Consider the following 12,868-nt stretch of genomic DNA (forward strand, 5'->3'; position numbering starts at 1 on the left):
GAACTCAGCAGTGAAACGATGCATCGCCGATGGTAGTGTGGGGTTTCCCCATGTGAGAGTAGGTCATCGTCAAGATTGAATTCCGAAACCCCTGTCTGCTAACGCAGACAGGGGTTTTGTCGTTTTGGCTCCTAAAAACGTCAGGTCATTATCCCCCGCGAGTCATGTCACTTCTGCGCCACACCCTTGCCCAGTGTTGATGTCCAATAAGCGCATCGAGCTCCAACGGCTCTAGAACGCCGTTCGGCGGGAATGTCGGTCATTTCATACAAACCCCTAAGATTTCTCCGACTAGTGCCGAAAGACTAGTGAGACATGCGTGCACCAAAGTAGCGCGACCGAAGAATGCCGCCTGCGCTGTTACATGGAATGTTGCACCTGGAACGCATCCCCACTTTTTGCATAAGAAGTCCCATGAAATGAATCTCAAGTTCAGCCATAAAATCCTTCTGGCCGCCTCTGGCGTCGTGGTGCTGGCTTTTGCGTTGTTCACTTTGTACAACGACTATCTGCAGCGAAACACCATCCGGCAAAACCTCGAGTCCTCCGTCCAGCAAGCTGGCGATCTGACCGCCAGCAGCGTGCAGAACTGGATGAGCGGCCGTGTGCTGGTGCTGGAAAACCTTGCCCAGAACGTCGCTCATCAAGGCGCCAATGCGGACCTTCCCGGACTGGTTGATCAACCGGCCCTCACCTCGAACTTCCAGTTCACTTACGTCGGCCAGGCCAACGGCGTGTTCACCCAACGCCCTGACGCGAAGATGCCGGACGGTTACGATCCGCGTCAGCGTCCCTGGTACAAACAAGCCGTGGCTGCCGATAAGACCATGCTGACGCCGCCGTACATGGCCGCCGTCGGTGGGTTGGTGGTGACCATCGCCATGCCGGTGAAAAAGAACGGCGAATTGCTCGGCGTGGTCGGCGGTGATCTGAGCCTGGAGACCCTGGTAAAGATCATCAACTCGGTGGACTTCGGTGGCATCGGCCACGCGTTCCTGGTCAGTGCCGACGGTCAGGTGATCGTCAGCCCAGACAAAGACCAGGTGATGAAAAACCTGAAGGACATTTATCCAAACTCTGGCGTGCGCATCGACAAGGGCAATCAGGACGTCACCCTGAACAAGCAGGACCGCATCCTCTCGTTCACCCCGGTGAGCGGTTTGCCGAATGCCGAGTGGTACATCGGTCTGTCGATCGACAAGGACAAGGCCTACGCACCACTGAGTCAATTCCGCACTTCGGCGTTGATTGCAATGTTCATCGCCGTCAGTGTGATTGCCGTGCTGTTGAGCCTGCTGATCAACGTGCTGATGCGTCCGCTGACCACCATGGGCCGCGCGATGCAGGACATCGCCCAGGGCGAGGGCGACCTGACCCGTCGTCTGGCCGTGGAAAGCAAAGATGAGTTCGGCGAGTTGGGTGGTTCGTTCAACCAGTTCGTGGAGCGGATTCACGCATCGATTTCCGAAGTGTCCTCGGCGACCCGCCAGGTCCACGATTTGTCGCAGCGCGTAATGGCATCGTCCAACGCTTCGATCGTCGGCTCCGATGAGCAAAGCGCGCGCACCAACAGCGTGGCTGCCGCCATCAACCAATTGGGTGCCGCCACCCAGGAAATCGCCCGCAATGCTGCCGATGCTTCGCAGCATGCAAGCGGTGCAAGCGAGCAGGCGGATGATGGTCGTCAGGTAGTAGAGAAAACCATCCTGGCCATGACTGAGTTGTCGCAGAAAATCAGCCTGTCCTGCACCCAGATCGAAACCCTGAACGCCAGCACTGACAACATCGGGCACATTCTGGATGTGATCAAAGGCATCTCCCAGCAGACCAACTTGCTGGCGCTCAACGCCGCCATCGAAGCGGCGCGTGCCGGTGAAGCCGGTCGTGGTTTTGCGGTCGTGGCGGACGAAGTGCGCAACCTGGCGCATCGCACACAGGAGTCGGCGGAAGAGATCCACAAGATGATCACCTCGCTGCAGATCGGTTCTCGCGAAGCAGTGACGACCATGAATGCCAGTCAGGTCTCCAGTGAAGAGAGTGTCGAAGTGGCGAATCAGGCGGGCCTGCGATTGGTCAGCGTGACGCAGCGCATCGGCGAAATCGACGGCATGAACCAGTCGGTGGCCGCGGCGACCGAAGAGCAGACGGCGGTAGTGGAAACCCTCAATGTCGACGTCAACCAGATCAACTTGTTGAACCAGCAGAGCGTGGCGAACCTCAATGAAACGTTGAAGGATTGTGATGCGTTGTCGTTGCAGGCGAACCGGTTGAAGCAATTGGTCGATAGCTTCAAGATCTGATTCGGGTCAGTTCTACTGCGTTATCGTTCTTCGCGGGCAAGCCTCGCTCCTACAGGGCATGGAAAACCCTGTAGAAGCGAGGCTTGCCCGCGAAAGCGGTAGAAAAGTCACCGCTGAACCAAAGCTCTACACAAACAGCTTCAACACATTATTCATCGCGTCATCCGCAAACCCCTGCACGAAATCCTTGAACCCCGGCAACGCCTCAGCACCTCCCTGCGCCGGTTCGGCAATGATCGTCCAGGTCGCCCGTGACGTGTCCGCACCCAGCGGTTCAACACTCATCGCCGCCCACAAATTGGCCACGCCCAGCGTGTTGTAAATGGTCGTCCACGTGATGTTCAACGCCTGGTCATCCCGGGAGTTGAGTTGCTCGACCACCAGGTTGCCGTCCTTGAAAAATTTCTTGCGCAGCGACGACACGCCTTCGCCCGTCATCTCGATGTGCGACAGCGCCGGAATGAATTGATCGAAGCCGGCAAAGTTGCCGACCACCGCCCAGACCTGCGCGGCATCCGCCGGCACCTCCACCGAGGACACGACGTGGCAGCCTTGCGGGTTTTTGATCAGGGTATCGGGTTGCAGATTGTTCATGGTCTTGCTCCATTGGGTTTGAATGAATCAGATGAAATTGATTTCTTTGAGGTAGTCGCAACCGCGACGCAGCAGTGCGGGTGATTTTTCCGGGTAGTGCGCGCCCATCTGCCGAACGCCGGCCTGGGCGTTGTCGTGGCCGATCATCGAGATGTCGCCGATGTCTTCCTCGAAGCCGTTGAGGTAGAAACCGAGTACGCCGAACAGCGCGTTGTCGCTGTCGACCCGACCTAGTTGCTGTTGCCAGTCGGCGACGCTGACCATGGAGAACTCCCGGCCCGCCTCACGGAATGACGCGACGTAATCGTCCCAACTCAGGGGCTCGGGGTTGTGCAGGTTGAACACCGCTTTTTCAGATGAATAACGGCTGGCATGGAAGCCAATGAAGCGAGCGAGAAAGTCCACCGGCATCAGGTCGAAATTCAGCGAAAACTCCGGCACCTGGCCGAGCTGGATCGAGCCCTTGAGCATCAGCATCAAGCGGTTTTTGTGCGGCTGACAGACGCCGGAGAGGCTGTTGAAGCTGATGTTGCCGGGGCGATAAAGATTGACCCGCACCCCACGTTCACGCGCTCGTTCGAGGATCCGTTCGCCGACCCACTTGGACAGGTTGTAGCCGTTCTTGATGTAGATCGGCGGTGTCTGCGCTGCGGGTAATTCCAGCACTCGGCCATCGTCGGCAATCGTGCTGGACGCCGACAGCGTGGAGACAAAATTGAAGATCTTCTTGCTGCGCCCCTCGCACAGCCGAAGGCATTCGAAAATCGGCTCGACGTTGTCCCGCGCCAGCGACTCGTAATCGAGCACGTGATTGACGTTGGCGGCGTTGTGCACCAGCGCGCCGAACTCTCGATCGAGGCGCTCGTAAACGTGCGCATCAAGCCCCAACGCCGGGCGAGTGATGTCTGCCGCGTAAACCTGCACCCGACTCAGGTCCAGGTGCTCCAGACGGTTTTCCCGCAACGCATGAGCGAAGCGCTCAGCCGCCGATTGCCCACCGCCATCGCGCACCAGGCAGGCCACTTCAGTGACGCCCCACGCCAGCAACGCTTCGACGATGTGCACACCGACAAAACTGTTTGCGCCGGTGACGATCACCTTGTGCACATCGCCCATACGGCTGATGGGCAGCGGCTGAATATCCAGCTCGCGGAAGGCATCCGCCAGTGCTTGCGCGCTCAGGACTTCCTCGGTGCCGGAGCCGCGCACCAATGTCGCCAGCTTCGCAATAGTCGGCAATTCAATGAAGCGATTGATCGAGATGCTGCGGCCGAATTCTTCACGTAATCGCAGCAACATCCGTGACAACAGAATCGAGTGGCCGCCCAGATTGAAGAAACTTTCGTCGGTCGAAATATCGCTGGCCGGCAACTCCAGCAGCTCAGCCCAGATCTCCAGCAACAGCGCTTCATCGGCGCTGGCGGGCAAGAGCCGTGTCGTGTTTTCGGCAACATTCACCGGCATCGCCAGCAGCGCTTTGCGGTCGACTTTGCCGTTACTGGCGAACGGCATGCTCGGCAGTTCAGTCCAGGCGATGGGTTGCATGTAGTCCGGCAAAAACTGCATCGCATGAGCCTTCAAGGCTTCGCGCGCGGCGCCCGTTTGGTTCTCCTGAGGTTGTGCGAGGAACGCCAGAATCCGCCGTTGGCTGTCGATGACCACCGCCACCTGGCGGTACAACTGACTGTCGCGCAGGCAGCGTTCGATCTCTTCCGGCTCGACGCGAAAGCCGCGGATTTTCACCTGATTGTCCCGCCGTCCACACAGCTCGATACCGTCGCCGGTCCATTTCGCCATATCGCCGGTACGGTAGGCGCGCAGGCGCTGGCCGTCTGGCAAGTTCATGTCCAGGTAACGTTCGGCAGTCTGCTGCGGGTTGTTTAGATAACCCAGGCACACCCCCGGCCCGACAATGTACAACTCACCGACGACCTGCTCGGCCACCGGCTGAAAAGCCTCATCGAGAATCAGCACCTGGCTGTTGGCAATCGGCGACCCGAGGGTGCGGTTGCTGTCGCCAGCGCGCAGTTGGCGCGCGGTAATCAGCACCGTGGCTTCGGTCGGGCCATAGAGGTTGTAGAGATTGCCCTGACGGGTGAGCTGCTCGATAACGTAGGGTTCGCAGACATCGCCGCCGGTCATTACATGATCCAGGACCTGCAGCTGATCCAGCGGCAGAATGCTCAACAGTGCTGGCGGTAAAAATGCATGGCTGAGGCGTTGATGGCGAATCAGCTCGACCAGTTGCAACGGATCGCGACGCTGGTCGTCGTTCGGCACGATCAGTTCGGCGCCCTGAAGCAGGGTCGGGAAAATATCGATCAGCGACGAGTCGAAACTCAACGACGAAAACTGCAAGGCCCGACTGTGTTCGGTCAGCTGCACATAGTCGGCATACCACGCGGTGAAGTGCGCGAGGTTAGCCTGGCTGAGCAGCACGCCTTTGGGATGCCCGGTGGTGCCCGAGGTATAGAGCGCCATGCAGGGCGCGTCGAGAGCGGGGCGCTGGCGCATCAAGGGTTGACCGAGGGCGACGTCAGCGAAGTCGATGCGACTGATGTCCAGCCCCGGCATTTCATCGGCGAGGGGATGCTGGCCGTTATGCAGCAACAACACCGCTCCTGCATTCGAAAGGATGTACTGCTGACGTTGCAGTGGATGGCTCGGCTCCAGCGGTAAGTACACCGCGCCGCTGCCCAGAATCGCCAGGATCCCTGCATACAACGCACTGCATTTCGGCAGGCAGATCCCGACCACTAAAGGCCCTTGATGCTCAGCCAGCAACGGCAGCAAACGCTGCTGGATCGCACGGCTCTGGGCGTGTAATTGCCGATAACTCAGCGATGTGCCGTCGATGTTCAGCGCAGGTCGTTCGGCGGACTCGATGAAGCGTTGTTGCAGACGCTCGATCATCGGGATCCGGGCGAGTTCTTGCAGCCACGGTTGAGCGGTGTTGTTGAGTTGATGAACGAACGCCAGGCGTTCTAAAAACAGCAGATTGTCCATCTGTTCAAAATGGGCTGCCGCAGCCGGTTCAGCGCAGAGAAAATACTCGGCGTCCCGGGAGAATCGGCTGACCAGCAGTGAGACGTGATCCACCAGTTCCGCCACCGCTCGCAGGCGCAAGGCCTGGCCGTTTCCGCTAGGTTCATCGGCAATCGGCACGCGCGTGAACAACGTTGATCCCTGCATGCACAGCAGGTCAATCGACGGTAGACCGGTGACGTTTGGCACGCCAATTCCCAGTTGCAGTGTCAGATGCGGCGCATCACTCGGGACTGAAAACGCCTGGCTGGCGTCGTCAATCAGCAGATCAAACGACGGCGCCTCCTCAAACGCATCGAGCCGCACCAGCGAATGACCCTGTTGTTCAAGTTCCAGCGCCAGGTCGGTCAAGGCCTGGCTTTGCCCAATGAGCAGAATGTCGAGACGTCTCATGATGTTCTCCTCGTTAAACCAGGTAGTCGCTGAGGGTGTCTTGCACGCACGACGAATCCAGCAGCGAACTGCTGCGGAAAAACCGCACGATGTTGGCGACCAGTGGGTGATGACGATTGATCGGGAAGGCCAGCCCCGAGATCTCGTTCTTGAGTGCCTGGCGTGCCGTGTCGCTGATCTGCAAGGCTTCGATCAAGCGGAAATCGAAGGACTTCTGGATGTCGTTGGTCAGGTAATGGCCGATGAACACTGGCAGGATTTGCGCGATGAGCTGGCGGTCGTCTTCGCTCGCGGTGTGCCAGTAAATACGCACCATCCGCGACCAGAACCCGGAATGGCGGCCCTCGTCGAGCAAGTGATCGGCCATCAGGCCCTTGATCGACTGCTTGACCGTGTCGTCCTTGGCGAACGCCGCGACATCGCCAGTTACGGTGTTCTCGGCGATGGCCACGCAGATCAGTTCTACCGCGCTGCGCAGATGCTCTGGTGCGAGGGCCACGGCCGCCGGGATCGCCCGGCTCAGTTCGATTTCATCCGGCAGCTGGATTGGCGTAATGCCGGTCATGGCGACGGTCTGCTGCATGAAGTCCATGGCCACCAGCGCGTGGTAATCCTCGTCCACCACCACAGTCATCGCGTCATAGCGACAGGCAAACGGGAACGCCACGGCGAAGCGATTTTTGGCGATGCTGCGGGCGGTCTTGTCGACGATCTCGGTTTCGAAAATCACCACGTCGTTGATGAATTTGTAGAGCGTCTGCACCAGCGCGAAGTCCCGTTGTTCCGGGCATTCGCGCAGGAAGGTCTCGCTCAGCACCAATGGTTGGCGGCTCAACGGATAGATCAGCTTGCCGTCGTTTTCCAGCACGCGCCGCGGGCGGGTGCGGATGGTCGCGCGACTTTCCCAGGCGTCGGCGAAGGATTGGTAGTCGGCGGCGTTCATGCGTTCACCTCCGCAACCGGTTCGCTCATGCTCAGGCGCAGGCCGTCCCACAAGGCAATGCGACTTTCCACGGCGGCAATGGCGCTGGCGTAGACGTCCGCTTCGCGTTGCGGATCGCCGTCGACCAGCCGGGCGAGGAGTTTTTCAGCGGCGGGGCCGTGGTCCTCGGAGTCGACTTCGATGTGCCGCTCCAGGTAGTAGCGGAAGGTGGGCGCCTGCTCGATGCCGATACCCCAGTCGTCGAGAATCCGTTGGAACATCTGCGGAATAACGCTCTCACGACCGTGCAAAAACGCTGCGGCAACGCTATGTCCCGGCGCATGCAGCGCGGTGTGCAAGGTGTGCCGTACAAACTGCGCAGCCGCCGGATCGACATCAACGCTTTGCAGCGCCACGTCGTAACTCACGCCTTCTTGTTGCAACGCCACGAAGCGTTCCACGGCCGCCGTGCTGGCACCGACTTCGCGCATCGCATCCAGGTACAACTCGAAATGACTGTAATGACCTTGGGCCGGGCGATCATCGGACTCTTCACCCAGCACAATCTCATTGATAAGACGCGCGGCCTGCGGATCTCGCGGCGGCAACCAGGGCAGTTGGACGCAGGTCAGCTCCTGTTGCAGGCGTTTGGTCAGCGACATGAAATCCCACACCGCAAAGACATGGGTTTCCATGAACCGTTGAAGTACCGACAGCGAATGTATTTCAGAAAAGATCGGGTGTGCACTAAGTTCTGCTTTCTTCTGGTTGAGTCGGTCTTTATTCGTTTTCATGAGCGAGCCTATAAGTGATCTGAAGTGCCGTTAAGGGTGTTGTGATCAATAAGTGACGGTCGTCTAACGTTTTTGTTGGCGAGCGAATGCCTCAACTAAATTGATCTCATTAAGTGCGATACAGTCGTTTGGGTGCCGTGTTTGCTGGCGGCGGAGAAAAACTAATACACGAATAAAGTATCGAGCAAGTTATTTTTGTATTATTTGAAAGTTTAACTTTCTTGAGCGCGACAAGTTCTAATAAAACTATAAGTATCAGTTTTATTTGGGCGTAGTTGCTCCTTTCGGCGAAGTATCGTCAAAATTCAAATGAAGAGTGAATGCCTCACTCAAAGCAACTTTCAAAGTTGTTCCGTTGAATGCTTCAAGGGGGTGGAAGTTGGCTGGGATTGACGCCGGTGCTTCCTTTCCCGTGACAAGACTCCTTCCGTAGGTTCTTGGTGCGAGGACTGTGCCGCCATGGCGGCGCGTCGCCCGTTCATTATTCGTTGGCAGCCCAAGAGTGAGCGTAAATCACGGCGGCTGCTATCGCCCGGCCGTCATCTTTGCTGGCGTATTGATGGAACCTGAGGGAGGTGAACCGAAGGCAGGCTTGGGGAGGGGGCGTGCGGTGGCTGAAGCGGGGATGTGTAAGTAGATTATTCACAGCAAGCGCGGCGCGCAGTTCGAACTGCGCGCCCAGGCTTGGCGCCGGGAGTTACCTGGGGGTTTTCTTGTTAAGCGCTTCGGGGCTGTTGAGGTAGCGCGTGATGACCTCGACACCGCGATTGAGGTGATGCTCGAGCAGCTCGACCGCAAGCTCGACATTGCGGTCTTCGGCGGCCAGCAACAGCGCTCGGTGGTCTTCCTGGGACAACTTGCCCAAGCCCATGGCTTCCAGATTAAAGCGCAGAAAGCGCTCTTCTTCGTTCAACCCGTCCTCGACCAGCCGCAATAGCCGCTGGTTAGGGGCCTTGCAATAAAGCGCCATGTGGAAGAGCCGATTGAGGCGGCCGATTTCGCTGTAATCGTGCTCCATTTCCAGGTCGTCGATATGCTTGGCTGCCCGCTCGACGTCTTCCTTTTCCAACAAGGGAATCGACAAACGCAGCGCCTCGGATTCCAACAGAATCCGCAATGCATACGTTTCGACGGCATCGCCCTGGACCAGCGGTGCAACCACCGCGCCTTTATGGGCGATAACGTTCAGCAGCGCCTGGGCTTCAAGTTGGCGCAAGGCTTCACGCACCGGCATGCGGCTGACGCCGAACAGGTCGGCCAAATCTTGCTGGCGCAACGCGGTGCCGCAGGGAATGCGCCCGTCTAGAATGGCCGATCGCAGGGTTTCTTCGATCACCGAGCGTGCCAAGTGAGCGGGAATCGGCCCGTTGACCTTGATACTGCTGAGGGGGTTGGGCTTCTGTGTCACAACTACGCACCCTGATTGGCTGAAATATTTGGATCCAAATGGACACTAGTGACTGCCATGCAGCTTGTCAAACGGACAAAAGACCGCAGCCCGCGACGTTTCATGTCACCTACCATTCAAAGTCTAGCGCGTTGCCAGTGATTGCACCGTGCCATTGTCTTTTAACGGGCTAACCTGCACCATCAACCGAATTTCACCTGCCTGACCTGGATGCCTCGCATTGGCGGTACGTTTCGCGATCCCTCGGACTTTGCGCTGGCTGTGCTGCGCGTTGCTGCTGGCTGGCGCCATGCTGGGCGGGCTGCATGCCGATTGGGATTTTTCGCTGATCAGCCGCAAGGCGCAGGCCTTGTATGGGCCATTGGGTGACGGGAAGCCGCGCATCGATGCCTGGCAGCATCTGCTGGCCACGCAGAAGCAGGCCAGCGAGCTGGAACAGCTCAATGTGGTCAACCAGTTTTTCAACAAGCAGGTGCGTTACGTTGAGGACATCGACCTTTGGCATGAGGTCGATTATTGGGAAACACCCATCGAAGCCCTGTGGAAGGGCGCCGGCGACTGCGAAGACTATGCGATCGCCAAGTACTTCAGCCTGCGCCATCTCGGCGTTTCCAGTGACAAGCTGCGCATTACCTACGTCAAGGCGTTGCGCCTGAACCGGGCGCACATGGTGCTGACTTACTATTCGAGCCCCGAGGCCATGCCGCTGGTGCTCGACAGCCTGATCGATGCAATAAAACCGGCCAGCCAACGAACCGACTTGCTGCCGGTCTACTCTTTCAATGCCGAAGGGTTGTGGTTGCCGGGCGCCAAGGGCAACAAAAAGGTCGGAGATACCAAACGCCTGTCTCGCTGGCAGGACGTGTTGAAGAAAATGCAGGCCGAAGGTTTTCCGGTCGAAACGACTAACTAGGAGCACGCGCTCAGATGTCTTTGTTCAAACAGCTGTTGATCGCTATCTGTCTGTTCCTGGTGGTCGCCTTCACCGGCAGCTTCATGGTCAGCCTGGAAAGCTCGCGGACCCAGTACGTCAACCAGTTGCGCTCCCACGCCCAGGACGCCGCGACGGCATTGGCGCTGTCCCTGACGCCGAACATCGACGACCCGGCGATGGTTGAGCTGCTGGTCAGTTCGATCTTCGACAGCGGCTATTACGCGAGCATCCGCGTGGTCGACCTCAAGACTGACCAGACCATCGTCGAGCGCAGCGGCATTCCAGCGGTGAACAACGTGCCGGACTGGTTCGTCAAAATGATCGGCCTGGAACCGGCCGGCGGCGATGCGCTGGTCAGCCGTGGCTGGGAACAGGCGGCGCGGGTCGAGGTGGTCAGCCATCCGATGTTCGCCTTGGCCAAGCTTTGGCAGAGCGCGTTGGGCAGCCTCGGCTGGTTGCTGATTTGCGGTGCGGTGAGCGCGGTATTGGGCGCGCTGTTGCTGCGTCGACAACTGAAGCCGCTGGATTACATGGTCAAGCAATCCCACGCCATTGCTCGCCGCGAATTCCTCAGCCTGCCGGAACTGCCGCGCACACCGGAACTGCGCCGAGTGGTGCAGGCCATGAATCAGATGGTCGAGAAGCTCAAGGCGCTGTTTCAGGAACAGGCCGAGCGCAGTGAAAAACTACGGGTCGAGTCCTACCAGGACAACCTCACGGGCCTGGCCAACCGTCGTTATTTCGAGATGCAGTTGAACGCCCGGGTGAGCAATCCGGAGCAGGCGAGTTCGGGTTATCTGCTGCTGTTGCGGGTCAAGGACCTGGCCGGTTTGAACCAGCGTCTGGGCGGTCAGCGCACCGACCAATTATTGCAGGCCGTGGGCGAGCAACTGTCCCGCGAGTGCGCCAAGTACCCGGAAACACAGAACCTCGTCACCCGGATCCGTGGCGGTGAGTTTGCCGTGCTGGCGCCGGGGCTGGTGCGCGAAGAAGCGCTGCAACTGGCGCAGAATCTGGACAGCGCCTTGGCCAGCCTGCATGCGACCGGTGCCACGGATGTGGCCTCGGTCGCGTCGATCGGTCTGGCGCCGTTTGTTCATGGCGACTCGCCCCAAGCGGTGTTGGGTTTGGGCGACCAGGCGCTGGCTCAGGCTGAAGGCCAGGGCGAACAGAGCTGGGCATGCCTCGATCACAGCGCCTCGGCCAGCGTCGGGGATGACCATCACGCCTGGCATACATTGCTGGACCAGGCGCTGAATCAGCAGCGGTTTAAGTTGTATTTCCAACCGGTGGTGGCCAGCCAGGACACGCAAGTGGTGCTGCATTACAAGGTGCTGTCGCGGTTGATCGGCGACGAGGGCCAGACCATTCCCGCTGGACGCTTCCTGCCGTGGCTGGAGCGCTTTGGCTGGACCGCGCGCCTGGATCGGCTGATGTTGGAGTTGGTGCTTGAGCAGATGGCCGAGCATGAAGAATCGCTGGCGCTGAACCTGTCTTCGGCGACGTTGGCCGATCCGCAGGCGCTGAATAAAGTCTTCGAGATTTTGCGTGCCCACTCCGATCTCGGACCGCGGCTGACCCTGGAAATCGGCGAGGAACAACTGCCCGAGCAAGCGATGCTGGAAGAACTGACACGGCGCCTGCGTGAGCTTGGGTTCTCGTTGAGCCTGCAACGGTTTGGCGGGCGCTTCAGCATGATCGGCAACCTGGCGCGGTTGGGGTTGGCATACCTGAAGATCGACGGCAGTTACATCCGCGCGATTGATCAGGAAAGCGACAAGCGCCTGTTCATCGAGGCGATTCAGCGAGCGGCACATAGCATTGATCTGCCGTTGATTGCCGAGCGGGTGGAGACCGAAGGGGAGTTGTCGGTGATTCGGGAGATGGGGTTGTATGGGGTTCAGGGGCAGTTGTTTGGTGAGCCGAAGCCTTGGCAGTGATGCTTTAGGATTTGGTCGTCTGGGAGTTCGTCTTCGCGGGCAAGCCTCGCTCCTACAAGGTCGTGCGTTGGCGTAAACCTGTAGGAGCGAGGCTTGCCCGCGAAGGCGTCAGCACAGCCGACGTCGAAGGCTGAGGTTTAAATCAACCCTGTCTCATCATCATCAATCAAGTGACTCAAACCACCCAACGCCTCACGCGCCTGGGTCCGGTCCATCAGCTTGGCCTGGGCGGCGGCCGGCAGGTCGGTGACGCGGATAACGCCTTTGCTGGTCAGCACCTGGATCAAGTCGTCGAGTACCCGGATCATTTCCTGGTCGCTCGTCTTTAGCTGCTTGAGGCTTTTTTCTACAGCTTCGTTGGCGTACCAAGCCTGGATTTCATGGTTGTCGGCCGGCAGCGTTTCCGTGGCTTCGGCGTAGGCCGCGGCTTCCACGCGCACTAACTGACCTTGCGCATCTCGTTGCACGTAGAACATTGAGCATCCCTCAGAAATGAACCAGCGTCATGCTGTCAGCAGCATAGGCCAACTGGGCACGA

Annotated in this window: 9 protein-coding genes and 1 rRNA gene; 4 read left to right on the forward strand and 6 right to left on the reverse strand. The window is 58.8% G+C overall.

What is annotated here, in order from left to right; translation table 11 throughout:
• Both rrf and AC1ROI_RS33310 read left to right on the forward strand, forming a co-directional pair.
• Nucleotides 1–75: ribosomal RNA gene (rrf, locus tag AC1ROI_RS33305) — 5S ribosomal RNA — on the forward strand; the annotation flags it as partial.
• A 344-nt stretch (nt 76–419) separates the two neighbouring features.
• Nucleotides 420–2,300 carry a methyl-accepting chemotaxis protein gene (locus AC1ROI_RS33310; RefSeq protein ID WP_102594825.1) on the forward strand — a complete coding sequence of 627 codons (1,881 nt, stop codon included), beginning with the start codon at nt 420–422 and terminating at the stop codon, nt 2,298–2,300.
• A gap of 126 nt (nt 2,301–2,426) precedes the next feature.
• Here AC1ROI_RS33310 and AC1ROI_RS33315 read toward each other — a convergent pair whose 3' ends face one another.
• The 5 genes from AC1ROI_RS33315 to AC1ROI_RS33335 form a co-directional block, all read right to left on the reverse strand.
• Nucleotides 2,427–2,894, reverse strand: coding sequence for an SRPBCC family protein (locus AC1ROI_RS33315; RefSeq protein WP_102594826.1), 468 nt, complete (start codon nt 2,892–2,894; stop codon nt 2,427–2,429).
• A 27-nt stretch (nt 2,895–2,921) separates the two neighbouring features.
• A complete protein-coding gene (locus AC1ROI_RS33320) occupies nt 2,922–6,332 on the reverse strand; it encodes a non-ribosomal peptide synthetase (protein ID WP_102594827.1) in 3,411 nt (1,136 codons plus the stop codon).
• A gap of 13 nt (nt 6,333–6,345) precedes the next feature.
• The gene (locus AC1ROI_RS33325; protein ID WP_102594828.1) at nt 6,346–7,275 is read right to left on the reverse strand and encodes a diiron oxygenase; all 930 of its coding nucleotides are present in this window, start codon (nt 7,273–7,275) and stop codon (nt 6,346–6,348) included.
• Nucleotides 7,272–8,048: a DUF3050 domain-containing protein gene (locus tag AC1ROI_RS33330; RefSeq protein WP_077750431.1), complete on the reverse strand. Its 777-nt coding sequence runs from the start codon at nt 8,046–8,048 to the stop codon at nt 7,272–7,274. The genes AC1ROI_RS33325 and AC1ROI_RS33330 overlap by 4 nt, the downstream gene beginning before the upstream one ends.
• 697 nt (nt 8,049–8,745) lie before the next feature.
• The gene (locus AC1ROI_RS33335; protein ID WP_102594829.1) at nt 8,746–9,456 is read right to left on the reverse strand and encodes a GntR family transcriptional regulator; all 711 of its coding nucleotides are present in this window, start codon (nt 9,454–9,456) and stop codon (nt 8,746–8,748) included.
• Nucleotides 9,457–9,676: 220 nt separating this feature from the next.
• Between AC1ROI_RS33335 and lapG the strand changes: the two genes are divergently transcribed.
• On the forward strand, nt 9,677–10,369 hold the full coding sequence (gene lapG / locus AC1ROI_RS33340; protein ID WP_010464935.1) for a cysteine protease LapG: 693 nt from the start codon (nt 9,677–9,679) through the stop codon (nt 10,367–10,369).
• Nucleotides 10,370–10,383: 14 nt separating this feature from the next.
• Nucleotides 10,384–12,330: a cyclic di-GMP receptor LapD gene (gene lapD / locus AC1ROI_RS33345; RefSeq protein WP_102594830.1), complete on the forward strand. Its 1,947-nt coding sequence runs from the start codon at nt 10,384–10,386 to the stop codon at nt 12,328–12,330.
• 137 nt (nt 12,331–12,467) lie between these two features.
• On the opposite strand, the gene AC1ROI_RS33350 is transcribed toward lapD, so the two are convergent.
• Nucleotides 12,468–12,806, reverse strand: coding sequence for a tryptophan synthase subunit beta (locus tag AC1ROI_RS33350; protein ID WP_102594831.1), 339 nt, complete (start codon nt 12,804–12,806; stop codon nt 12,468–12,470).
• Nucleotides 12,807–12,868 lie beyond the last annotated feature (62 nt).

It is taken from the genome of Pseudomonas sp. GW823-FHT02C02, from assembly GCF_058797635.1.